Origin of the sequence: Methylobacterium sp. C1, assembly GCF_001854385.1 — a bacterium.
GTDB lineage: Bacteria > Pseudomonadota > Alphaproteobacteria > Rhizobiales > Beijerinckiaceae > Methylobacterium > Methylobacterium radiotolerans.
The window spans coordinates 3,477,160-3,500,808 of the sequence record NZ_CP017640.1 but is presented as its reverse complement, the minus strand read 5'-3'; the positions used below and the strand labels follow the sequence as shown (position 1 = coordinate 3,500,808).

Below are 23,649 nucleotides of genomic sequence, written 5' to 3'. Positions count from 1 at the left end.
GATGACGCCCCGGCACCGCGCCCCGACCCGCGACCGCCGCGCGCTCCGCGCCGCGCTGCTTGCCTGCGCGACGCTGGCCGCGATACCGGCGCGGGCCGAGCCCGTTCGCGCCGTGGTGGAACTCTTCACCAGCCAGGGCTGCGGCGCCTGCCGGTCCGCCGACCCGGTCCTGCGCGACCTCGCCCACAAGCCCGGCGTCATCGCCCTGACCCTGCCGGTGACCTACTGGGACTACCTCGGCTGGAAGGACACGCTGGCGCTGCGTCCGCTGACCGAGCGTCAGCGCGCCTACGCGCGGGGCCGCGGGGCCCGACAGGTCTTCACGCCCCAGGTGGTGGTCGACGGCAACGGCTTCGCCGTCGGGTCCGACCGGCCGGCCCTGGAGCGCCTGATCCGCGATGCCTGCCAGCACGGCGGGCTGCCGGTGCCGGTGCGCGGGGAGACCAAGGGCGACCGGATCCTGGTGGAGGTCGGGGCGGCCCCGGAGGCCAGGACCGAGATCCGCGGCGACGTCTGGCTGGTGCCCGTGCTGCGCAGCCGCGCCATCGCGATCCAGGCCGGGGAGAATGGCGGCCGGACGGCGACCTACGTCAACGTCGTCCGCGGCATGCAGCGCCTCGGTCCCTGGACGGGCCAGCCGGCCCGCTTCGAGGTGCCCGACATCCAGGCCCGCGTCGCCGATGCGGACAGCTGGGTCGTGCTTCTCCAGGGTGCGGCCGACGGCAAGCCGGGCCGCATCTTCGGCGCCGCCAAAGGCCCGGGGCTCTAACGCCTGTACGCGCCCGCTACTCCAGCGAGATCGGGTCGATCTGCCGCCGGCCCTCGCGCCGGTGGCGCGCCCGGGACTCGTCGGCGAGCGACGCCAACTTGGCGTCGAGGCGCTCGGACAGGCGACCCACCAGCCCGATCAGCCCGTCGATCATCCGGCTGACGAGGGCGACCGTCCCGGTCACGGCTCCGACGATCCCGTTCTCGATGGCGCGACCGATTCGGCGAAGACGCTGCATGTCGACTGACTCTGGCTGGGCGGCGCCGGCGGCGCCTCGATCCGCAGCAGGTAGGGCGGGCGCTCCGGCGTGTGATGCGGCCGAAAGCGGCGCGGATCCGCGCTGCGCGGGTGGAACCTTCGCGCGGTGCGGCCGGACGGTCCGAACCGGCGGGTCGGCAGGCTCGTTGCATGGGTGTGGCTGCCCGCCGTCCCGCGCGGGCGCCCGAATTCGAGGGTCGGCCATGCGGCGACGCCCGTTCCTGTCCGGGATGCTCGCCGCCCTGTCGGTGGTCGGCCGTCCCGCCCGCGCGGCGGATGCGAGCGTCGACCTCCTCCTCGTCCTCGCGGTGGACGTGTCGCTCAGCATCAGCGAGGCCCGGTTCGATCTCGAGCGCCGCGGTTACGCCGAGGCTTTCGGTGATCCGGGCGTGCTGCGCGCCATCGGCGACGGCCCGACCGGGCGCATCGGCGTCGTGCTGTTCGACTGGGCCGGGCCCGGCGAGCAGCAGGTGGCGGTCGACTGGATGGTGATTTCCTCGGCGCGGGACGCTGCCGCCTTCGCGGCGCGCCTGCGCGCCGCGCCGCGGCCGTTCTACGGACGCACCGCCATCGGGTCGGCCATCGGTTTCGCCGCGGACCTGCTGGCCCGGGCGCCCTTCCGCGCCGACCGTCGGGTGATCGACATCTCGGGCGACGGCACCGGCAATGCCGGGCGCCCCATCGCGGAGGCCCGCGACGCGGCCGTGGCGGCCGGCATCACGGTGAACGGCATCGTCATCCTCACCGAGCCGGAGGGGATGCCGGCCTTCCTGAAGGAGCACACCAACCCGGCAGGCGGTCTCGCGGCGTATTACCGGAGCGTCGTCATCGGCGGAGAGGGCGCCTTCGTGATGACCGCCGAGAGTTTCGCGGCTTTCGGCCGCTCGCTCGTCGCCAAGCTGGTGCGCGAGATCTCCTGACCGTCACCCGATCTCAGAGGGCCGACCATCGATGCGCCTTGCCGTCCTCCAGTTCACCCACGAGACCGTGACGTTCCTTCCGAACGACACGACCCGTGACGACTTCGTCTATCCCGGCTCGCCGGCCACCGGGGCCGCGCTCCTCGCCACCGATCCCAAAGGATACATGGGCGGCTTCGTGCAGGTGGCGCAGGAGTACGTCGGCGTCGAGCTGGTGGGGATCACCTCGCCGCTCTGGCCGCGCACCGGCACCGCCTCGGGCTGGATCACCGCCGACGCCTACGCGCACTTCCTCGGGCGGATGGCGGAGGAGCTGCGGGCGCGGGGGCCGTTCGACGGCGTCTACCTCGCCCTGCACGGTGCCATGGCGGTGCGCGGCGTCCCCCGGCCGGAGGCCGACATCGCCCGGCAAGTCCGCGCCGCGGTGGGCGAGGGGGCGATCCTGGTCGGGACCTTCGACCTTCACGGCAACGAGGATGCGGCCTTCCTCGACCACGCCGACATGGCCTTCGCGGTGAAGTACTTCCCGCACTACGACGGCCACCTCCAGGGGCAGCGCGCCGCCCGGATGCTGGTGCGCGCCGTGCGCGGCGAATTCCGGCCCGCGCACCGGACCTTCAAGGTGCCCATCCTCTCGCCCACCGTGGTGCAGTGGACCGGCGCAGCGCCCTGGTCCGATCTCGTGCAGCGGGCCCTCGTCTGGGAGGCGCGCGAGCCGGACGTGTACGTCAACGTCTACTTCGGCTTCCCGTGGGGCGACGCCCCGGACGCCGGGATGACCGTGCAGGCGATCACCAATGACGACCCGGCCCTCGCCGAGCGGGTGGCGCGGGACGTGGCGGATTTCGCTTGGCGGCGGCGGCGCGCGCTCCTCGAGGCGACGCGGATCCACACGATCGCCGACGGCGTCCGCCTCGCCCGGGCGGCGGTGGCGGAGGGCGCCGCCCCTGTGGTCCTCGCCGACCACAGCGACCGGTCCGGCCGGGCGACTTGGCTGCTGCGCGAGATCCTCCGGCAGGGCCTCACCCGCACCCTGGTCGCCACCGTGGCGTCGCCCGACATCGCGGCGGCGGGGACCTTCGCGGCGGGCGACCCGTTCGACGCGCCGGTCGGCGGCGGCGGCGACCCGTCCGCGGGCGATCCGGTGCGGATCGCCGGAACCGTGCTGCGCGTGGTCGAGGCGCCGGAGCCGGGCGTCGCCGGCAGCGGCGGCGGCGGTACATGGATCTGCGTCGCGTTCGGGGCCGGCAACGTCCTCGTGCTGAGCCCGCAGCTCGCGCAGATCGTCGAGCCCGACGAGCTGTGGCGTCTCGGCCTGGAGCCGGCGGATTTCGACATCGTGGCGATCAAGTCGCGGGTGCATTTCCGGCGCGGCTTCGACGACGGCGGCTACGCCCGCACGATCCTGCTGGTGGAGCCGCCGGAACCGTTCCTCGGCACGGTGCGGCTCGATCACCTCGCCTACGCGCACATGCGGGCCGCCGACTTCTTCCCCTACGGCGATCCGCCCGGGCCCGCCCCGTCCGGGCCGTGACCGGTTCCGTGGGGACGACAGGTGGCGGCCGCCGTCACCCGCCGGTGCTCGCCCTGCACGTGCGAGGACGCTAGGTTCATCCCGCACGCGCTCGGTGAAGCGCGGCGAGGGAGAGACGGGATGCGGATTCCGGCCGACAGGCTGACCGCCTACGTGCGGGACATTTTCGTGCGCGAGGGCTGCGCCGAGCCGGAGGCCGAGCGGATCGGCCGCTTCCTGGTGGCGGCGAACCTCACCGGCCACGACAGTCACGGCGTCGTCCGTGTCACCCGCTACGTCGAGTGGCTGCGCGCGGGCGAGGTCGAGGCCGGCCGCACGCCCGAGATCGTCACCGACGCGCCGAACTTCGCCCTCGTGGACGCGCATTACGGGTTCGGGCAGACGGCCGGCCCCTTCGCCACCGATCTCGGGATCGCCAAGGCGCGGGAGAACGGCGTCGCGATCATCGCCCTGCGGCACGCCGGGCATATCGGCCGGATCGGCGAGTGGGCCGAGCGGGCGGCGGCGGCGGGGCTCGTCTCGGTGCACTTCGTCAACGTGGCGGGGAGCCTCCTCGTGGCACCCTTCGGATCCGTGGAGCGCCGATTCTCGACGGCCCCCTTCGCGGCCGGCTTCCCGGTCCCGGGGGGCGACCCGATCATCCTCGATTTCGCCACGTCGCTGGTCGCCGAGGGCAAGGTGCTCGTCGCCTCCCGGGGCGGCAAGCCGCTGCCCGAGGGCGCGCTGATCGAGCCGGGCGGCCGCCTCAGCGCCGACCCTGCGACCCTGTTCGGCCCGCTGGAGGGCGTCGAGCGCGACAACCAGCGCGGCGCCGGGGCGATCCGGGCCTTCGGCGAGCACAAGGGCTCCGGCCTCGCGCTGATGTGCGAGCTCCTCGCCGGCGCGCTCACCGGCTCCGGCACGGCCGGCCCCGGGCAGCGGCGGATCTGCAACGGCATGCTGTCGATCTACGTCACGCCGACCGCCCTCGGCACCGAGGACGCCCTCGCGGTCGAGACGCGGGCCTATCTCGACTTCTTCAAGAGCGCCAAGCCGATGCCGGGCGCCGAGGTCCTGCTGCCCGGCGAGCCGGAGCGGCGCATGCGCGCCGAGCGCCTCGCCGAGGGTGTGCCGCTGCCGGAGCCCGTCTGGGAGACCCTGCTCGCCGCCGGCCGGCCGCACGGCCTCGACGGCAACGCCTACCGCACCTGAGCCGGACGAGGGCCGGCACGACACCACGCTCGGCGGCGACCCTCGGCCCCAACGGGGGCGCCGCACGGACCGGGGACGCCATCACCGGAAGACGGGAGGAGCCCACGATGCCTCGCCTGCGCTGGCTCATGATCGGCCTCTGCATGGCCGCCAACGCCATCAACTACATCGACCGCGCCAATCTGGCGGTCGCCGCGCCCTCCATGTCCAAGGAGCTGGGGCTCGACGCCACCGACATGGGCCTGATCCTGTCGGGCTTCTTCTGGACCTACGCGATCATGCAGCTGCCTTTCGGCTACGTGGCCGACCGGTTCGGCGCGCGGCTCTCGCTCGTGGTCGCGGTGGTCTGGTGGTCGGCCTGCACGGCGCTGACCGCGGTCGGACGGGGCTTCCTGTCGCTGCTCGGCCTGCGCATGCTGCTCGGCATCGGCGAGGCCGGGGCCTACCCGTCCTTCGCCAAGGTCGCGGCCTCGTGGTTCCCGCGCAGCGAGCGGAGCTTCGCCAGCAGTATCTTCGACAGCGGCTCGCGGGTGGGCTCGGCGCTGGCGATCCCGCTGGTGTCCTGGGTCATCGCGACGCTGGGCTGGCGGGAATCCTTCGTCGTCACCGGTGTGCTGGGCTTCGCCTGGGCTGTGTTCTGGATGTGGCTCTACCGCGAGCCCGAGAACCACCCGAAGGTCTCGCCGGAGGAGCTCGCCCGGCTCCAGGCCGCGCAGGAGCGGCCGAAGACCGTCGACGCCGCCGACGCCCAGAACCAGGTGCCGTGGCTGTCGCTGTTCCGCTACCGCACGGTCTGGGGCATGATGGCGGGATTCTTCTGCCTGAACTTCGTGATCTACTTCTTCATCACGTGGTTCCCGACCTACCTGGTCAAAGCGCGGGGCTTCTCGCTGGCGGAGCTCGGCACGCTCGGCAGCCTGCCGGCCCTGGCGTCGATCCCCGCGGGCTGGCTCGGCGGCTTCGCGTCGGACGCCCTCTACCGCCGCGGCTGGAGCCTCACGGCGGCCCGCAAGACCTGCCTCGTCGGCGGCATGCTGATGTCGTCGGTGATCACCCTGTCGATCATCGCGCCGAACGTCTACGTGGCGCTGCTGTGCTTCGCGGTCGCCTACGGCAGCCTCGCCTTCACGGCCGCGTCGATCTGGGCACTGCCCGGCGACGTGGCGCCGACCCCGGCCCACGTGGCCTCGATCGGCGGCATCCAGAACTTCGCGTCGAACGTCGCCGGGATCGTGACGACGACCTTCACGGGCGTCATGCTGACCGTCACCCAGGGCTCGTTCGTGATCCCCCTGATCGTGGCCGGCGGGTTCTGCCTGCTGGGCGCCTTCATCTACCTGTTCGTGGTCGGCGAGATCGCGCCGCTGCCGGTCCGCGACGCCCGCGCCCCGGCTCTGCGCCCCGAGGCGGCGCGGTGACGGCGAGCGGCCCGATCGAATCCGAGGAGAGACCGATGTCGACCTACCCCGTGATCACCCTTCGGCCGGCCGATGGTGTCGCCGTGGCCCGCGGCGCCATCGAGCCGGGAATGCCGGTCGCCGACGGCGTCGCGGCGGCGGAGCGGATCCCGGCCGGCCACAAGGTCGCGGTCCGGGCCCATCGCGCTGGCGAGCCGGTGACCAAGTACGGACAGATCATCGGCTTCGCCAAGGACGACATCGCGGCCGGCCGCCACGTCCACGTCCACAATCTCGGGATGGGCGAGTTCGCCCGGGACTACGCGTTCGGGGTCGACGCGAGGCCGACCCATCTGGTGACGCCGCCCGCGACCTTCCAGGGCATCCGCCGCCCCGACGGGCGCGTGGCGACGCGCAACTACGTGGGCATCCTCACCTCGGTGAATTGCAGCGCGCACGTCGCCGACCTGATCGCCGACGCGTTCCGGCGGCACCCGATCCTCGGCCTCGACCCGCTCGCTCCCTATCCCAACGTCGACGGTGTCGTGGCGCTGACCCACAAGACCGGCTGCGGCATGGCGATGGGCGAACCGCTGCGGCTCCTGCGCCGGACGCTCGCGGGCTACGCGCGGCACGTCAACTTCTCCCACATCGTGATGATCGGGCTCGGCTGCGAGGTGAACCAGATCGGCGCCTTCTTGGAGGAGCAGGGGCTCGGCGACCGGATCCGCAGCATGAACATCCAGAGCCTCGGCGGCACACGGAAGACCGTCGAGGCCGGCATCGCGTTCGTGAAGGACATCCTGGCCGAGGCGAACGTGGTCCGCCGCGAGCCGGTGCCGGCGAGCGAGCTGATCGTCGCCCTGCAATGCGGCGGCTCGGACGGCTATTCCGGAGTCTCGGCCAACCCGGCTCTGGGAATCGCCAGCGACCTCGTGGTGCGGAACGGCGGCACGGTGATCCTGTCGGAGACCACCGAGACCTACGGCGCCGAGCACCTATTCACCCGCCGCGCCGTCAGTCCGGAAGTCGGCCAGAAGCTCGTCGACCTGATGCACTGGTGGGAGGAGTACACCCGCAAGGAGGGCTCGGAGATCGACGCCAACCCGTCGCCGGGCAACAAGGCCGGCGGCCTGACGACGATCCTGGAGAAGTCGCTCGGCGCCATGGCGAAGGCCGGCAGCACCAACCTCGTGGACGTGCTGCGCTACGCCGATCCCGTCACCGCCAAGGGCTTCGTGTTTATGGACACGCCCGGCTACGACCCGGTCTCGGCGACCGGGCAGGTCGCGGGCGGGGCGAACCTCGTCTGCTTCACCACGGGACGCGGCTCCGTATTCGGCTGCAAGCCGTCGCCCTCGATCAAAATCGCCACCAACTCCGCCATGTACCGGCGGCTCGAGGAGGACATGGACGTCAATTGCGGCACGATCCTCGACGGTGAAGAGAGCGTGGAGCAGGCTGGGCGCCGGATCTTCGACCTGATCCTGCGGGTCGCCGGCGGCGAGCGGACGAAGAGCGAGCAGTTCGATTTCGGCTCGTCGGAATTCGCGCCCTGGCAGATCGGCGCGACCGTGTGAGGGGCCCGGGCGTGCGCTCCGCCGTCGTTGCGAGCGCAGCGACGGTCAGGGCGATCGCCGAGCAGGCCGCATCTCAAAGGTCCGTTCGCACCACGCCCGGGAAATCCAGGATGAAGTCCGGCCCGAAGGCCGTCACCGGCGTGTGGAAGCCCGCCGGCACCGCGCCCGAGGCGAGGCGGCGGGCGACCTCCAGGGCCGTCGCGGCCGTGAGCGTGTAGCCTTCGGGCGTCTCCATCCGGCTCGCCGCCTCCCGCCCTGCGCCGTCCCAGGCTTCCGCCAGGAAGGTGCTGCGGGCCTTCTCGCGCGCCGTTGCGGAGGGACCGGCGGGCAGCCGGTCGATGCCGCGGTTGATCAGGCGCTGCGCGGTGCCGCCCGCGACGATGCGCCGGATGCCGGCGGGCAGGCCGGCCGCCGCCGCCATGGCGGGGAAGGCCTCGAAGTAGACATCGATGTTCCGGACGCCGGTCGAGTACCACGCGCTCGACACGTCGCCCCAGCCGAGCCCGACGGTCCGGCGCGGTCCGGCGCCGAAATCGGCGGTGGACCGCGGCGGGCTCGGCAGTTCGACGATGCGCCCGTCCCGGCGCACCCGCGTGCCCCAGGCGATGCCCTCCACCATGGTGCGGGCCGTGCCGCGGCTGAAGCCGCCGAATCCGCCGATGGAGATGCGCAGGTGCGTCGCCCCGGGCAGTCGCCCGGCCACGTGGGCCGCGAGGCAGTCGCTCGGCACCACGTCGAAGCCCGCCGCCGGCAGGAAGACGATGCCGGCGGCTTTCGCCTCTGCATCCCTGGCCGCGAGAGCCTCCAGTACCGCGATCTCGCCGGTGATGTCGACGTAGTGTGCGCCCGCCGCGAGGCAGGCCTCGGCCATCGGCCGCGCGGTTCGCGAGAACGGGCCGGCCGCGTGGATCACCGCCGCCACGCCCGCGAGGGCCGCGCGCAGACCTGCGCGGTCGTCGAGGCGCGCGGACCGCATCTCCAGGCCCAGCCGGGCTGCCAGCGGCCGCAACTTGTCCGGATCGCGCCCCGCCAGGATCGGGCGCAGCCCCCGCGCGACGGCGTGCGCGGCCAGGAGCTGCCCGGTATAGCCGGTGGCGCCGTAGATCAGGATCGCGGTCATCCCGGGGTTCTGACACCGCTTCGGCCTGTGTCAAAGCGCGCGCCGCGTCGCCGCGCCGGATGCTAGGGCTGCGTCGATCCGATTGTCCCGCGGTGGGGACCGGAAACTCGCCGTCCCGCCCAAACAGGAGCCGAGGCCCGATGTACCAGCGTGATTTCCCGCTGCGCGGGCGACGAGCCCGCCGCAGGGTCGGCGGCTGGGGCGCTGTGCTCCTGAGCCTGACCGCGCCCGCCTGGGCCGCCGACGGGCCCGTGACCCTGGTGGCGTCGTCCGACGCGCGCCCCGGAATCGCCGCCATGCCGCAGATCGCCGCGCCGGCGGACGAGGCCGAGCGGCGGATCAACGCGGCGTTGAAGCGTCTCGATGCGCGGGCGCTCAAGGCCGAGCAGGCGTGCAGGGCCCAGGGCGGGAAGAACAGCTCCTGGGAGCGCTCCGTCCAGGCACCGATGCGCGGACCGCGCTTCCTGAGCTACGTCATCTCCGACAGCTGGTTCTGCGGCGGCGCGCACCCGAGCAGCAACACGATGTCGATCGTCTACGACCTCACCACCGGCGCCCCGGTGGATTGGACAACCCTGCTGCCCGCTTCCCTGACCGGGAAGCTCGCCCTGGCGGAGGGCCCGGGCGGGACCAAGATGGTGACGCTCGCGTCCGGGAAACTGCACGCCCTCTATCTCGCGGGCTATCGCCCGAAGACGGGCGATCCGAAGGCGGACGACGCGGACAAGGAGTGCCGCGAGGCCGTCGCCGAGACCTACGACGGGCAGCCGCCGGCCATGATGGCGTGGCTCGATGCCAAGGCCGGCGGCCTGGCGGTGCAATTCGACCTCGCGCACGTCGTCCAGGCCTGCGCCGATCCGGTGGTGATTCCCGTAGCAGCCCTGCGCCGGGAGGGCGCCCAGCCGCTCCTGGCCGTCGCGCTGGAGGCTGCGCACGCGCGAGCCCCCAAGTGACGGGATCGCCCCGCGCGTCTCAGGCCTCGACGCGTGTCCTGAACGGTGTAGCGTGAGGCCGCGACGGCGCGGTGTCACCGGGCCGTGTCCGAGGGGCGGCCCATGTCCGGATCCGGCGTTGTCGACGACGCAGCCGTCGGGGCCAGCGAGCCGTTCGGCCTGTTCGCGCCCGCCCTGGCGGACCGCTCGCCCCTGCGGCAGGCGGTGATCGCGGCCTGCCGGCGGCCTGAAGCGGATTGCGTGGCGGCGCTCCTCGCCGAGGCGCGCCTGCCGCCCGATGCCGCTCGGCGCGTCGCCGAGCACGCGCGGCGCCTCGTCGAGAGCCTGCGGCGGCAGGGCCGACGCGGCGGCGTCGAGGGTCTGATCCACGAATACGCGCTGTCCAGCCAGGAAGGCGTGGCGCTGATGTGCCTCGCCGAGGCGCTGCTGCGCATCCCCGACGCGGCGACGCGGGACGCGCTGATCCGCGACAAGATCGCGGGCGGCGACTGGGCGGCCCATCTCGGGCACAGTCCGTCGCCCTTCGTCAACGCGGCGACCTGGGGCCTGCTCGTGACCGGCAAGCTGACGGCGACCCGGGACGAGGCCGGCCTCTCCGCCGCGCTCACCCGGCTGATCGCCCGCGGCGGCGAGCCGGTGATCCGCAAAGGCGTCGACCTCGCCATGCGGATGATGGGCGAGCAGTTCGTGGCGGGGCGGACCATCGCCGAGGCCCTGCGGCACGCGGCGCCGCTCGAGGCGAAGGGCTTCACCTACTCGTACGACATGCTCGGCGAGGCCGCCGTGACCGCCGAGGACGCCGAGCGCTTCCGCCGCGCCTACGCGGAGGCCATCGCGGCGATCGGCGCGGCATCGGCCGGCCGCGGCGTGCTCCTCGGCCCCGGCATCTCGATCAAGCTGTCGGCGCTCCACCCCCGCTACGTCCGCGCGCAGCGTGACCGGGTCCTGGCCGAGCTCTATCCCCGCGTGCTGGACTTGGCCCGCCGCGCCATGGGCCACGGCATCGGCCTCAACATCGACGCCGAGGAGGCCGACCGCCTCGACCTGTCGCTCGACATCCTTGAGCGGCTCGCCGCCGACCCCGAACTCGCCGGCTGGGACGGGCTCGGCTTCGTGGTCCAGGCCTACGGCAAGCGCTGCCCCTTCGTCATCGACGTGCTGATCGACCTCGCCCGGCGGTGCCGGCGCCGGCTGATGGTGCGGCTCGTGAAGGGCGCCTACTGGGACAGCGAGATCAAGCGGGCGCAGGTCGACGGTCTTTCGGACTTCCCGGTCTTCACCCGGAAAGTCCACACCGACGTCTCGTACCTTGCCTGCGCGCGGCGGCTGCTCGCCGCGCCCGACGCGGTCTTCCCGCAATTTGCCACCCACAACGCCCAGACACTGGCGAGCATCGTCGCGATGGCCGGCCCGGATTTCCGGCTCGGCCAGTACGAGTTCCAGTGCCTGCACGGCATGGGCGAACCGCTCTACGAGGCCGTGATGGCCGACGCCGATCTGCAGCGGCCCTGCCGCATCTACGCACCGGTAGGCACGCACGAGACCCTGCTTGCCTACCTGGTGCGGCGCCTCCTGGAGAACGGGGCCAACACGTCCTTCGTCAACCGGGTCGCCGACGAGGCCGTGCCGGTGGCGGACCTGATCGCCGACCCGGTCGCCGCCGTCGAGGCCGCGCCGGATCCCGGCGCGCCGCACCCGCGGATCGCGGCCCCCCGGGCGCTCTACGGCCCGGCCCGCGCCAACGCGGCCGGGCTCGACCTCGCCGACGAGGTGGAGCTCGCCCGGCTGTCGGGCGGGCTGGCGGCGAGCGGACGCACCGCGTGGCGGGCGGTGCCGTCGGGCGCGGATGACGCGGCGGCCGACGAACCCGTCCACAATCCCGCCGACCACCGGGACGTCGTCGGATTCTACCAGGCGGCGACGGTCGAGACCGTGGCGGTCGCCGTGCGGCGCGCGCAGGCGGGCGCGGCCGGCTGGGCGGCGACGCCAGCCACAGAGCGCGCCGCCTGCCTGCGGCGGGCCGCCGACGCCCTCGAGACGCAGATGCCAACGCTGATCGGGCTCGTCGTGCGTGAGGCAGGCAAGACCTACGCGAGCGCCGTCGCGGAGATCCGCGAGGCGGTCGATTTCCTCCGCTACGACGCCGCCGAGGCCGAGCGGACCCTCGGGGACGCGCACGCGCCGCTCGGCCCGGTCGCCTGCATCGCGCCGTGGAATTTCCCGCTGGCGATCTTCGTCGGTCAGGTCGCGGCCGCCCTGGCGGCGGGCAACACGGTCCTGGCGAAACCCGCCGAGGAGACCCCGCTGATCGCGGCGGCTGCCGTCCGCGCGCTGCACGCGGCCGGGATCCCCGCGGAGGCGCTGCACCTCCTGCCGGGCGACGGCAGAGTCGGCGCCGCTCTGGTCGAGGATCCGCGCGTGCAGGGCGTGATGTTCACCGGATCGACGGCCGTGGCCAAGGGCATTCAGCGCGCTCTGGCGGAGCGACTGAACCGCTTCAACGAGCCGGTGCCGTTCGTTGCCGAGACCGGCGGCCAGAACGCCCTCGTGGTCGATTCCTCGGCGCTCGCCGAGCAGGTGGTGGCCGACGTGATCGCCTCGGCCTTCGATTCCGCGGGCCAGCGCTGCTCCGCGCTCCGGATCCTGTGCCTGCAGGAGGAGATCGCCGACCTGACGCTGCACATGCTGAAAGGCGCTCTCCGGGAGTTGCGAGTGGGCGATCCGCGGCGCCTCGCCGTCGATGTCGGGCCGGTCATCACCGCCGAGGCCGCCGATCGGATCATCGGCCACGTGGCGCACATGCGCGCGCGCGGCTTCCCGGTGGCGCAGTTCCCCCTGCCGCCCGAAGCCGACGCCGGGACCTTCGTGCCGCCGACCATGATCGAGATCGGGGCCGTCGCCGATGTCGAGCAGGAGGTGTTCGGGCCGGTGCTGCACGTGCTGCGCTATCGCCGCGACGCCCTCGACGCGCTCCTCGCGGCGATCGACGCGACCGGCTACGGACTTACCTTCGGGCTGCACAGCCGCATCGACGAGACCATCGACCGCGTCCTCGGCCGCGTGCGGGCCGGCAACCGCTACGTGAACCGCAACATCATCGGTGCGGTCGTCGGCGTGCAGCCCTTCGGCGGCTCCGGGCTGTCGGGGACGGGCCCGAAGGCCGGCGGCCCGCTTTCCCTCGGCCGCCTGCTGCGACGCGCGCCCGCCGCCGCCCGCGACGGGCTGGCCGCCGACGACGGGGCGCTCCGTCCCTACACGGCGTGGTTGCGGTCGCGGCACCGCCACGACCTCGCGGACCGGCTCGAATCCGTTCGCTATCCCGGCCGGGGTGCGACCGCTCTGGCCGGTCCCGTGGGGGAGCGCAACCTGTACGCGCTGCGTCCCCGGGGACGGATCGCGGCCGTCGCCGCGACCGAGACGGCGCTCCTTCTCCAGCTCGGTGCGATCCTCGGCACCGGCAACGCGGCGGTCGTCGTCGGGCCGGAGGGGCGCGGGCCGGCCCTGGGCGATCTGCCGGCGACGTGCGCGGCGCGGGTCGCCCGAGCCCCGGATCTCGGGCGCGCGAGCGATATCGACGGCGTCCTGTTCGCGGGCGACGACGCTGCCCTGAGGGCCGTGAACAGGGCCGTCGCGGCGCGCGACGGCGCGATCCTGCCGATCCAGGCCCGCTGCCCGGAGGCGCTGGCGGCCGGCGACCTCTACGATCCGGCCGGCCTGGTGGAGGAGGTCACCACCACGATCAACATCGCGGCGGCCGGCGGCAATGCCAGCCTGATGAGCGTCGGGTGAGCCCGCAACTGCCCGGTCAGGCCGACCGGCGCAGATTCCAGAACAGCGGCAGCCCGGTCAGCATGCCTTCGAGGTCCCGCCGGTAGGCGGTCGGCTGGAAATACTGGCCGCAGGGCAGGTAGGCGCCGACCTCCAGCGCCCGCGCCTGGATCCGCGCCGCCAGGGCCTTCTGGGCGTCGAGGTCCGGCGCGTCGAACCACGCGCCGCGCAGCTCCTCCAGGGGCGCGTCCGTCAGCCAGCTTGGCACGCCGGCCCGGCCGTTCCCGCGGACGGCCAGGTGGTAGGCCGGCGAGAGGTGGTCCAGCCCGCCGGAGAAGATGCCGAACATCGACCAGCCGCCCTGGTCCAGGGGCTTGGCGTTCAGGATCCGCTGGTTGACCGTGCCCCAGTCGGTGGCGACGACGTCGAGGTTCATCCCGATCTTCCGGCAGGCATCGGCCATCACCTCGCAGATCGCGTTGATCCGCGGCACGTCGGTCCCGGAGAGCAGCACGACGCGCTCGCCCTTGTAGCCCGCCGCCGCCAGAGCCCGTTTCGCGGCGGCGAGGTCGCGGGGGCCGGTCAGCGCCTCCATGCCGGCCGACGACGCCATCGGTCCGCCGGACGTGAAGATGCCGACGGGCCCGCGCCGGATCGCCGGGTCGCTGCCGGCGACGGCGTCCATCATCTCGGTCTGGTCGACGGCCGCGAGGAGCGCCCGGCTGATCGCGGGATTGTCGAAGGGCGGCAGGGTGTGGTTGAGGCGGATCTGGCCGATCAGCCCGGCGGTCTCCACCAGATCCACGCGCACGGCGGGCTGGCGGCTCAGGTCCGGCACGAGGTCGACGAGCGGCTGCTCCCACCAGTCGATCTCGCCCGAGCGCAGGGCGCCGGCCGCGGTCGCGCCGTCGGGGATCGTGCGCCACTCGACGCGGTCGAAATGCGCGATCCGCGGTCCGGCCGTGAAGCTCGGCGTGCCGTCGGCGCGCGGTCGATAGGCCTCGAACCGGCGGTAGACGTTGAGCGAACCCGGGACCCGCTCGTCGGCGGCGAAGCGGAACGGGCCGCTGCCGACCATCTCCGGCACCGGCTGCGTCGCGGGTGTCGCGCTCAGGCGCTCCGGCATGATCACCGGGACGTAGGAAGTCGGTTTGGCCAGGGCGTCCGGCAGGAGCGGGAAGGGCCGCTTCAGGCGGAACTGCACGACCGTGTCGGTGGGCGCCGTGAGTTCATCCACGGTCGCGAACAGGGCCCCGCCGTAGGCATCGCGCTGCGCCCAGCGCTTCAGGCTCGCCACGACGTCGCGGCCGAGGACCGGCGTCCCGTCGTGGAAGCGCAGGCCGTCCCGCAGGGTCAGGCGCCACGTGAGGCCGTCGGACGCGACCTCGTGCCCCGCCACCATCTGCGGTTGGGCGCGGTAGGCGGTGTCGAGGCTGTAGAGGGTGTCGAAGATCATCAGCGCGTGGGTGCGCGTGACGTAGTTGGTGGTGATGATCGGGTCGAGAAGCGCCAAGTCCGCGTAGGGCACGAACCGCAGGGTCGTCGCCGAGGCCGCGCGGACCAGTGCCGGCTTGGCGAGGGCGCCGGCCATCAGGGCTCCGGCGCCTGTCAGCAGGGTGCGTCGCTTCATCAATCGATCCCGGTCGCGGCGGCGCCCGATCTGGCCGCAAGCCGGGTTCGCGTGCAAGTGGTGCGCCACTGCCGCGCTTCGGGCGGGATCGGGCAGCCCGCCCGGGCCGGCGTCCGGACGGGTCGGCGTGATCGCGCCGCGCGGTCCCTCAGGCGGCGCGCGACCAGCGGATGTCGCCGAGGCTCTCGCGGAAGGCGAAGCGGGCGAGGTGGTCGGCCACGACGTTCTCGAGCCGGGTAAGGTTGACCGGGTCGGAGCTGTCGATGCGCATCACCAGGGCGTCGGGCTCGGCATCGAAGGTGCAGACGCGGTCCTCGCCGAAGGGCACGGTGCCGTGAACGGGGGTCGCCTCGACCTTGAACTTGTGGCTCCAGTGCCGGCAGAGCTGCTGCAGGTAGCGGCTCGCCTCGGTGGTCTGCACGCGGGCCTGAGAGGTGGGCATTCCGTCGGTCTCCAGATGGGTATGAAAACAGCCTGTCGGTGACGGTTCGTCGTTCGATCTCGCATGTGCGAGATAGGGAGGCCTCAGAGCAATTGCCATGCCTGGCGCTGACGGATCCGTCTCCGCCGTCTGTGATGAAGGTCTGTCCGAAGCGTTAGCAGCGGCTTAACGCGACGGGCCGCCCGGCCGGTTGGCGGCGCGGCGTGGCCGTCCTGCACCCGCCTGCGCGCCGAATTATGGCGCGATGCACAAATTTCCTCAGCCCGTCGGCGCGGCGCGGTCGGTCCGCACGAGGACCTTGCCGGGGTTGAGCAGGTCTTCCGGATCCAGGGCGGCCTTGAGGCGCCGCATCAGGTCGAGCCCGACCGGGTCGCCGTAGCGCGCGAGTTCCTCGCGCTTGATCAGCCCGACGCCGTGCTCGGCCGCGATGGAGCCGCCGAGCGCGTGCACGAGGTCGTGAACGATCCGGTTGAACCGACCCCACGCGGCGAGGAACTCTGCGGGCTCCATGCCGAGCGGTTGCGACAGGTTGAAGTGGATGTTGCCGTCGCCGAAATGGCCGAAGCCGCAAGGCCTCAGGCCCGGCATCTCGGCGAGGCAGGCCGCGCCCGCCCGCTCCAGGAACTCGGGCAGGCGGGAGAGCGGCACCGAGACGTCGTGCTTGATCGAGGCGCCCTCGCGGGTCTGCGCCTCGGGAACGCCTTCGCGCAGGCGCCAGAGCGCGGCGTTCTGGGCCCCGCTGGTCGCGATCGTGGCGTCGGCGATCATCCCGTCCTCCAGGGCCTGCCCGAGGGCCGACTCGAGTTCGGCCCCCGTGTCGGCATCGGGGCGGGCGGACGCGACCTCGATCAGGGCGTAGGCGCCGTGCGCGCCGTCGAGGGGCCGAACCGTGCCCGGCACGTGGCGCAGCACGATCTCGAGGGCGAAGGGCGGCAGGTACTCGAACGCCGTGAGGTCGCGGTCCATCCGCGTCCGCAGGAAGACGAACAGGTCCAGGGCCGCCCTGGCCGAGGCGAGCCCCACGAAGGCGACGCTCGTCGAGCGCGGCCGCGGGAACAGCTTCAGAACCGCCGCCGTGACGACGCCCAGCGTGCCTTCCGACCCGATGAAGAGCTGCTTCAGGTCGTAGCCGGCATTGTCCTTGCGCAGGGCCTTGAGCCCGTTCCAGACGCGCCCGTCGGCGAGGACGACCTCGAGCCCGAGGACGAGGTCGCGGGCGTTCCCGTAGGCGAGGACCGCGATGCCGCCGGCATTGGTGCTGACGCCGCCGCCGATCCGGGCGGATCCGCGCGACGCGTAGGAGAGCGGGAACAGCATGCCGGCGGCCTCGGCCGCCTCCTGCACGTCCTGCAGGATCATCCCGGCCTCCACCGTGATGGTGGCGTCCACGGGATCCACCGCGCGCAGGCGGTTCACGCGCTCCAGAGACAAAACGACGCCGCCGCGCGGCACGCCGGCGCCGGTGAGGCCGGTGTTGCCGCCGAGCGGCACCACGGCGACGCCGGCCTGCGTGCAGGCGCGGACCGCGAAGGCGACCTCCTCCGTGCTTCCCGGCCGCAGCACGGCCAGGGCCGACCCGGTGAACAGGCGTCGGCTCTCCGTCAGGTAGGGCGCCAGGCCGTCCGGGTCCGTCAGCACGTGCCGCGCGCCGAGCCCGTCCCGGAGGGCGGTCAGCAGGGTGTCGAGGTCGGCTGTCGGCGTCATCGCGTGGATTCTGTAGGCCAGAGGAGGCCGTACGCAAGCGCCGGTATGGCGCGCGCCGATGCGAACCTTACAACGGTGATGTAGGGCCCGTGCGTCGTCGCGCCGGGCCACCCGGACGATCCAACGCAGAGGCAGAGATGCTCTCCGTCATCCAGAACCCGCCCCGCATCGCGCTCCCCATCGTCGGCAGCAGCGACTTCTTCCCCGTGCGCCGCGTCTACTGCGTCGGCCGCAACTACGCCGCCCATGCCCGTGAGATGGGTGCGGACCCGGACCGTGAGCCGCCGTTCTTCTTCATGAAGCCTGCCGACGCCCTGCAGATCGTCGGCCCGGAACCCACGGCCCACGCCTACCCGCCGAAGACCGCCAACTACCATTTCGAGGTGGAGATGGTGGCGGCCCTCGCCAGCGGCGGCAGCGACATTCCGGCCGAGACCGCGCTGGAGCACGTCTACGGCTACGCCATCGGCCTCGACATGACCCGGCGCGACGTCCAGGACGAGGCCAAGAAGATGTCCCGGCCCTGGGACACCGCCAAGGCCGCCGACGGTTCGGGCCCGGTCGGCGCCCTCCACCCGGTCTCCGTCATCGGCCACCCGGCGAAGGGCGCGATCACCCTGTCGGTCGACGGCGAGATCCGCCAGAAGGGCGACCTCGCCGACATGATCTGGTCCGTCGCCGAGCAGATCGCCTACCTTTCGGGCTACTTCGTCCTACAGGCCGGCGACCTGATCTTCACCGGCACGCCCTCCGGCGTCGGTCCGGTCCAGCGCGGCCAGCGCATGGTCGCGGCGATCGACGGTCTCGGCGCCATCACCCTCGACGTCGTGTGAGCCGCGCAGCCGCATGATCCTCGATCGGCCGGTCCTGCGGCGCCTGTTTCACCTCGGGGCGCTCGCGTCCCGGGGCATGACCCTCGGCGTGCGCGGCGTCGCACTCGACGGGGCGGGGCGGGTGGCCCTGGTGCGCCACACCTACGTGAGTGGCTGGCACCTTCCTGGCGGCGGCGTCGAGCGCGGCGAGACCGCGCGCGACGCGATGGTGCGGGAGTTCCGCGAGGAGGCGGAGATCGTCCCCGAGGGAGAGCCGCGCCTGCATGGCCTCTATCGGAACGTCGCCGCCGCTCCCCGGGACCACGTCGCCCTGTTCGTCCTGCCGGCCTTCACGGTCCTGTGTCCCAAGGCGCCGGATCGGGAGATCGCCGAGTGCGCCTTCTTCCCGGTGGACGCGCTCCCCGAGGGCACAACGCGGGGGACCCGCGCCCGTCTCCGAGAGCTCCGCGAGAGCCTCCCGCCGGAGCCGAATTGGTAAATCGTCACGGTTCGCGAAAAGGGCGCTTGCGTCGCCCGGCGGAATGGTGTTTAGAGAGCCGCGCCGGGGGCCGCCGGCACGAAAGTCCGGGCGGCGCGGCACAGTGAGCGGGTGTAGCTCAGGGGTAGAGCACAACCTTGCCAAGGTTGGGGTCGAGGGTTCGAATCCCTTCGCCCGCTCCAGTTTTCCCAACCATACGAGCGACGTACAAGGCCGCAGCTCTGCGGCCTTTGTCGTTTCCGGCCGCCTTCGCGGTGCGCTCCAGGCGCGTCGGAGAGGGCACGCGGCTCGTCCCGCTCCGAGCGGGGCGATAGCCCGAGCGGTCGGTCGTCGGAACCAACTGTCATCCTGCCGGGCTGTCATCGGCAAGCCCGGACCGCCGCGCCGCGACCTCGGGGCGGCGATAGCCCATGGCAGAGCGATCATGAGAATCCGACCTACTGCGGCCACGCTCGCCCGATGAAGCACACGCCCCTCACGGCCGCTTCTCTCAGGGAGCACCCGCTGCCGCTCCCGCAAGCGGGGAGCAAGGACGCGCGCGGCAGGGCGCTCGTGGTTGCCGGCTCGGCCTCGGTCCCGGGGGCGGCCCTGCTGGCCGCCGTCGCCGCCCTGCGCGCGGGCGCCGGGAGGCTGAGGATCGCGACCGTCGCGCGCGCGGCCGCCGGCATGGGACTGATGGTGCCCGAAGCCATGGTCGTCGGATTGCCGGAGACCGCGGATGGCGCCGTCGATGTCGCGCAGGCTGCGACCAGCCTGCGGACGCTGGCGGACGGATGCGACGCCGTCCTGATCGGGCCCGGAATGCTCGGCGAGGCGCCGACCGCGGCACTCGCGGTCGAGCTGCTCGGCGCCGACGCGTCCTTCATCCTCGACGCCACCGCACTGTCCGAGCTCCGCGCCCGTGCGGGGGCCGTCAGGGCCCGCGCCGGGCGGGCGGTAGTCACGCCCCATGCCGGCGAGATGGCGCGGCTCCTGGACCGCCGCCGCGAGGCGGTGGAGGCGGATCCGCTCGAGGCGGCGCGCGCGGCAGCCGAGCTTCTGGGATCGGTCGTGGTGATGAAGGGGGCCACGACGTGGATCGTGGAGCCGCAGGGCGGGCGCTGGCTCTATGCCGGCGGTGGCATCGGCCTCGCGACGTCGGGCTCGGGCGACGTTCTGGCCGGCCTCATCGTCGGGCTCCTCGCGCGCGGCCTGCCGCCGATCTCGGCCGCTCTCTGGGGCGTGTTCCTGCACGGCGAAGCCGGCCGGCGCCTCGCCGGGGCGATCGGCCCGGTCGGCTTCCTTGCCCGGGAACTGCCGGGCGTCGTGCCGGAACTGATGCGAGAGACGATGGGCTAGGGCGCCGACTGCGGGGCGATCCGGATGTGGCGCGGTTCCACGGGCGCTGCGGACCGCCGCACGCTCGGAACAGCGCGTCCCGCCGCCGCCTTGCCCTTGGACAGTGAACGCGCGGACGGGCGACATGCAGGGCTACGCGACCTCTTTCGGCATCGGGTTCGTCGCGGGGATGCGGAGCCTGTCGGCCTGCGCCGCCCTGACCTGGGCCGCCTCTGGAGGACGGACGCGCCGCGCGCCGATCCCGGCCGGTGTCGCCGCGCGCGGGGTGGCGACGGCGGCCGCCCTGGCGGAGATGGCCGGCGACAAGATGCCGTTCGCGCCCGATCGCCGCATCCCTCCCTCCTTCGCGTTCCGACTGGCCATCGGTGCGGTCGGCGGATGGGCCCTGGCCGGGCAACGCACCTCACCCGAATTTGGGGCCCTGGCCGGCGCGGCCGGCGCGGTCGCGGGCACGCTGATCGGCCGGTCGGCACGGGGTGGCGATTCTCGTACCGCGTCCGGCCAGAGCCGCGGCTTGGCCGAGGACGCGGCCGCCGTCGTTCTCGCGGCGCTGGTGATCGCGTCGGCGGAAGGCCCGACCCGCGCGCCGCGGGTATCGCGGGCCCGCGGCACCCGGACCTGACGCGCCCGCGCGAGAGCCTGTCAGGCCGCGTCTCAGGCGGCGGCGCTCGGCGCTTCCTGCATCGCGGCGAGGGGGGCTTCGAGCCGGCAGATCAGGCCGGTCGGGGCGAAGGTGAGCCTGACCTCGCAGCCGACTTCGACGGAGAAGCTGCGCTCGATCAGCCGCGAGCCGAAGCCGCGCCGCACGGGGGGCGCGAGGATCGGCGGTCCACCCGTCTCCGACCATGTCAGGCAGAAGCGCGGCTCGGCGGCCTCGTGTACCACGTGCCAGCGGAGATCGACGCCGCCCTCCGCGGTCGAGAGCGCCCCGTACTTGGCCGCGTTGGTGGCGAGTTCGTGCAGCGCCAGCGCCAGGGCGAGCGCCGGCTTGGCGGCGAGGAGCACGCCGGGCCCGCTCACGCGGATGCGCGTCCCGGCGCCGCCCTGATGCACCGCGAGAGCGCCGTCCACCACGTCGGCGATGGGTGCCTCGGTCCAGCTCGCCCGGGTCAGGATGTCGTGCGCGCGGCCCAGCAGGATCAGGCGCGCCGAGAAGGCGTCCCGGGCCGCGTCCAGGTCGGCGGCGTTGCGGAACGTCTGGTTGGCGATGGCCTGGACCATCGCCAGCGTGTTCTTGACCCGGTGCTGCAACTCACCGGTGAGAAGGCGCTGATGCTCCTCGGCGCGCTTGCGCTCAGTGATGTCGAGCATGGCACCGATCATCCGCACGGCCTGCCCGGCCGCGTCGCGCAGCACGTAGCCGCGGTCGAGAACGTAGGCGTAGTCGCCATCCGCTTTCCGGAAGCGGTACTCCTCGGACCAGTGCTCGATGCTGTCGTCGATCACGGCGTAGATGCCGGCCGTCACGCGCGCCCGGTCTTCGGGGTGGATCTGCGCCTTCCACCACGACCCGCTCGCGCCCACCGCGTCGGCCGCGTAGCCGAACAGGGTCTGCACGGCCTCGTTCCAGAGGATGTGGTCGCTCGCCAGATCCCAGTCCCAGATCGCGTCGTTGGTCGCACGGGCCGCGAGCCGATAGCGCTCCTCCGCCTCGCGGGTCGCATTCTCGGCGCGCCGGCTCGCGGTGACGTCGCGCGTGGTGCCGATGAATCGCACCGTCCGCCCGTCCGCCGCGAAGGCTTGACCCTTAGCGGCGACCCAGCGCTCGACCCCGTCCTGCAATCCGACAACGCGAAAGGCGATGTCGTAGGTGCCGAGACCGGTCGGGTCGATGGCGCGCTGGACCGCCGCGTCGACCCAGGCGCGGTCATCCGGGTGAAGCCCGGCCAGGAAGACGTCGTAGCTCACGGGCGCGTCGGGCGGCAGGCCGAACAGGGCGCGGGTGCGCGCGTCCCAGGTCAACACGTCGGCGACGAGATCGTAGTCGAAGATCCCGGTGGCGGTGGCCTCGACGGCCAAGGCCAGCTGCTCCCTGGCCTCACGCAACTCCAGTTCGGCGCGGCGCCGGTCATGGATGTCACTGTTGCTGCCGAGCCAGCCCACGACCGCGCCGCTCGCGTCCTTCAGGGGCTCGGCCCGAATGAGGAACCAGCGGTAGGTGCCGTCGTGGCGGCGCAGGCGGGCCTCGGTGTCGTACATGACCTCCCGGCTCCGCGCCGTCTCCCACGCCTGCAGCAGGCCCGGGAGGTCGTCCGGATGGACCGGCCGGTCCCAGCCCATCGGCAGCGCCTGCTCGGGCGTCTGGCCGGTGTAGGCGTACCACCGGTCGTTGAGGTAGTTGAGGCTGCCGTCCGGATTGCCGAACCAGATTATCGCCGGGGCCAGCTCGGTCAGGACCTGGAAGCGCTCCTCGGCCAACTTGCGCTCGTGGATATCGATGGTCGTGCCGATCCAGCTGCGCCGCTCGCCGTCCCCGTCGCGGACGGGGTGGGCGCGGGAGAGGAACCAGCGGTACTGCCCGTCCGCGCGCCGCAGGGGGAACTCCACCTCGTAGAGACGCCCCGCGCCGGCCGCCGCGAGCCACGCCGCACGCGTCGCCTCCCGGTGATCGGGATGGATGACGCTCATCCAGCTCTGCTCGCCGGTCGCGCCGGCGGGTAGGCCCGTGTAATCGTACCAGTAGGCGTTGCAGTAGGTGACGCTGCCCTCCGCGTTGGCGAACCAGACGATCTGCGGGCTGACCTCGACGAGCGAGCGGTAGCGCAGCTCGCTGGCCTCCAAGGCGGCGTCGGCCGCGCGCTGCTCGGTGCGGTCACGCAGGATCTTGACGAACCCCACGAGGGCGCCGTCCTCGGATCTCAGCGGCATGATCTCGCCGCTGGCCCAGAAGCGGCTGCCGTCCTTGCGCAGATGCCAGCGCTCGTCCGGCGCGCTGCCCGACTCGAGGGATTGCCTCATCTCACGCGTCGGCCGCTCGGCGGCGCGATCCTCGTGGGTGAAGATCACCCCGATCGTGCCACCCAGCATCTCGGCTTCCGACCAGCCCAGGATGCGCTCGGCACCGGCGTTCCAGCGGGTGACGCGTCCCTCGGGATCCATCGCCACGATGGCATAGTCGGTGGCGCTGTCGAGGATGCGCGCGTGCAGCAGGCGCTGCTCGGCCTGCTCGCGCAGGGAGCGGCGCAGCTCCATCTGCGCCATCGTCTGGCGGGCGAGCCGGAGCAGGCCCGCGCGCTGCCGGTCGCTGAGCTGATGGGGCTTGGTGTCGAGGACGCAGACGGTGCCGATTGGATGACCGTCGGCGGTCTTCAGCAGCGCCCCGGCATAGAAGCGCAGCCCCGGCTCCCCCGTGACGAGCGGATTGCCCTGGAAGCGCGGGTCCCGCGTCGCGTCGGGTACGTGGAGGAAATCCTGCTGCAGGATAGCCTGGCGACAGAACGAAGTTTCGATTGGCGTCTGCCGTATGCCCAGTCCGACTTCGGCCTTGAAGAATTGCCGCCCGTCCCCGACCAAGTTGACCACCGCGATGGGAGTCCCGCACAGCTCGGCGGCCGCCTCGGCAATCTCGTCGAAATCCTGCTCACGCGGCGTGTCGACCAGGCAGTAACGGTCGAGGGCGCGCAGGCGCGCCGCTTCGTCCTCGCGTATGCGGGAGAGGTCCATCGGAATGGTAGTTTCGCACGGTCCGGATGGTTCCGTGAGAGGGGTTCTCGGGCGGCGAAAGTATGGCCGCC

General features: G+C 72.8%; 18 protein-coding genes and 1 tRNA gene. 13 read left to right on the top strand and 6 right to left on the bottom strand.

Annotation, left to right across the window (positions count from 1 at the left end; all coding sequences use genetic code 11):
• The first annotated feature begins 1 nt into the window (after window position 1).
• Window positions 2–769, top strand: coding sequence for a DUF1223 domain-containing protein (locus BKE41_RS16260; protein ID WP_012320014.1), 768 nt, complete (start codon window positions 2–4; stop codon window positions 767–769).
• 16 nt (window positions 770–785) lie between these two features.
• Here BKE41_RS16260 and BKE41_RS16255 read toward each other — a convergent pair whose 3' ends face one another.
• Window positions 786–1,007: a hypothetical protein gene (locus BKE41_RS16255; RefSeq protein WP_024829553.1), complete on the bottom strand. Its 222-nt coding sequence runs from the start codon at window positions 1,005–1,007 to the stop codon at window positions 786–788.
• Between the two features lie 223 nt (window positions 1,008–1,230).
• On the opposite strand from BKE41_RS16255, the gene BKE41_RS16250 reads away from it, so the two are divergent.
• From BKE41_RS16250 to BKE41_RS16230, 5 genes are all read left to right on the top strand, one after another.
• Window positions 1,231–1,947: a DUF1194 domain-containing protein gene (locus BKE41_RS16250; protein ID WP_012320012.1), complete on the top strand. Its 717-nt coding sequence runs from the start codon at window positions 1,231–1,233 to the stop codon at window positions 1,945–1,947.
• 31 nt (window positions 1,948–1,978) lie between these two features.
• A complete protein-coding gene (locus tag BKE41_RS16245) occupies window positions 1,979–3,481 on the top strand; it encodes a M81 family metallopeptidase (RefSeq protein ID WP_070999833.1) in 1,503 nt (500 codons plus the stop codon).
• A gap of 120 nt (window positions 3,482–3,601) precedes the next feature.
• Window positions 3,602–4,672 carry a malate/lactate/ureidoglycolate dehydrogenase gene (locus BKE41_RS16240; RefSeq protein WP_070999832.1) on the top strand — a complete coding sequence of 357 codons (1,071 nt, stop codon included), beginning with the start codon at window positions 3,602–3,604 and terminating at the stop codon, window positions 4,670–4,672.
• 107 nt (window positions 4,673–4,779) lie between these two features.
• Window positions 4,780–6,090, top strand: a complete 1,311-nt coding sequence (locus tag BKE41_RS16235) for an MFS transporter (protein ID WP_024829556.1) — start codon at window positions 4,780–4,782, stop codon at window positions 6,088–6,090.
• Between the two features lie 35 nt (window positions 6,091–6,125).
• Window positions 6,126–7,649 (top strand): altronate dehydratase family protein, encoded by a 1,524-nt coding sequence (locus BKE41_RS16230; protein WP_012320008.1) that lies wholly within the window; start codon window positions 6,126–6,128, stop codon window positions 7,647–7,649.
• A 73-nt stretch (window positions 7,650–7,722) separates the two neighbouring features.
• On the opposite strand, the gene BKE41_RS16225 is transcribed toward BKE41_RS16230, so the two are convergent.
• Window positions 7,723–8,769, bottom strand: a complete 1,047-nt coding sequence (locus BKE41_RS16225) for a saccharopine dehydrogenase NADP-binding domain-containing protein (protein ID WP_024829557.1) — start codon at window positions 8,767–8,769, stop codon at window positions 7,723–7,725.
• A gap of 140 nt (window positions 8,770–8,909) precedes the next feature.
• On the opposite strand from BKE41_RS16225, the gene BKE41_RS16220 reads away from it, so the two are divergent.
• Window positions 8,910–9,722 (top strand): hypothetical protein, encoded by an 813-nt coding sequence (locus BKE41_RS16220; RefSeq protein ID WP_024829558.1) that lies wholly within the window; start codon window positions 8,910–8,912, stop codon window positions 9,720–9,722.
• A gap of 102 nt (window positions 9,723–9,824) precedes the next feature.
• Window positions 9,825–13,511, top strand: coding sequence for a trifunctional transcriptional regulator/proline dehydrogenase/L-glutamate gamma-semialdehyde dehydrogenase (gene putA / locus BKE41_RS16215; protein WP_070999831.1), 3,687 nt, complete (start codon window positions 9,825–9,827; stop codon window positions 13,509–13,511).
• Between the two features lie 16 nt (window positions 13,512–13,527).
• Here putA and BKE41_RS16210 read toward each other — a convergent pair whose 3' ends face one another.
• The 3 genes from BKE41_RS16210 to BKE41_RS16200 form a co-directional block, all read right to left on the bottom strand.
• Window positions 13,528–15,120, bottom strand: coding sequence for an ABC transporter substrate-binding protein (locus BKE41_RS16210; RefSeq protein WP_012320004.1), 1,593 nt, complete (start codon window positions 15,118–15,120; stop codon window positions 13,528–13,530).
• Window positions 15,121–15,268: 148 nt separating this feature from the next.
• The gene (locus BKE41_RS16205) at window positions 15,269–15,562 is read right to left on the bottom strand and encodes a DUF2218 domain-containing protein (protein ID WP_012320003.1); all 294 of its coding nucleotides are present in this window, start codon (window positions 15,560–15,562) and stop codon (window positions 15,269–15,271) included.
• A gap of 258 nt (window positions 15,563–15,820) precedes the next feature.
• The gene (locus BKE41_RS16200; protein ID WP_070999830.1) at window positions 15,821–17,266 is read right to left on the bottom strand and encodes an FAD-binding oxidoreductase; all 1,446 of its coding nucleotides are present in this window, start codon (window positions 17,264–17,266) and stop codon (window positions 15,821–15,823) included.
• A 137-nt stretch (window positions 17,267–17,403) separates the two neighbouring features.
• On the opposite strand from BKE41_RS16200, the gene BKE41_RS16195 reads away from it, so the two are divergent.
• From BKE41_RS16195 to BKE41_RS16175, 5 genes are all read left to right on the top strand, one after another.
• Window positions 17,404–18,099 carry a fumarylacetoacetate hydrolase family protein gene (locus BKE41_RS16195; RefSeq protein WP_070999829.1) on the top strand — a complete coding sequence of 232 codons (696 nt, stop codon included), beginning with the start codon at window positions 17,404–17,406 and terminating at the stop codon, window positions 18,097–18,099.
• Window positions 18,100–18,112: 13 nt separating this feature from the next.
• Window positions 18,113–18,577: an NUDIX domain-containing protein gene (locus BKE41_RS16190; RefSeq protein WP_012320000.1), complete on the top strand. Its 465-nt coding sequence runs from the start codon at window positions 18,113–18,115 to the stop codon at window positions 18,575–18,577.
• A 107-nt stretch (window positions 18,578–18,684) separates the two neighbouring features.
• Window positions 18,685–18,759, top strand: a tRNA-Gly gene (locus BKE41_RS16185).
• A 277-nt stretch (window positions 18,760–19,036) separates the two neighbouring features.
• Window positions 19,037–19,915, top strand: a complete 879-nt coding sequence (locus BKE41_RS16180; RefSeq protein WP_070999828.1) for an NAD(P)H-hydrate dehydratase — start codon at window positions 19,037–19,039, stop codon at window positions 19,913–19,915.
• Window positions 19,916–20,039: 124 nt separating this feature from the next.
• Entirely contained in the window at window positions 20,040–20,537 is a 498-nt protein-coding gene (locus BKE41_RS16175) for a hypothetical protein (RefSeq protein WP_071000701.1), read from the top strand.
• 32 nt (window positions 20,538–20,569) lie between these two features.
• Here the strand turns inward: BKE41_RS16175 and BKE41_RS16170 are convergent, their stop codons facing one another.
• Window positions 20,570–23,578 (bottom strand): PAS domain S-box protein, encoded by a 3,009-nt coding sequence (locus tag BKE41_RS16170; RefSeq protein WP_070999827.1) that lies wholly within the window; start codon window positions 23,576–23,578, stop codon window positions 20,570–20,572.
• Between the last annotated feature and the right edge of the window lie 71 nt (window positions 23,579–23,649).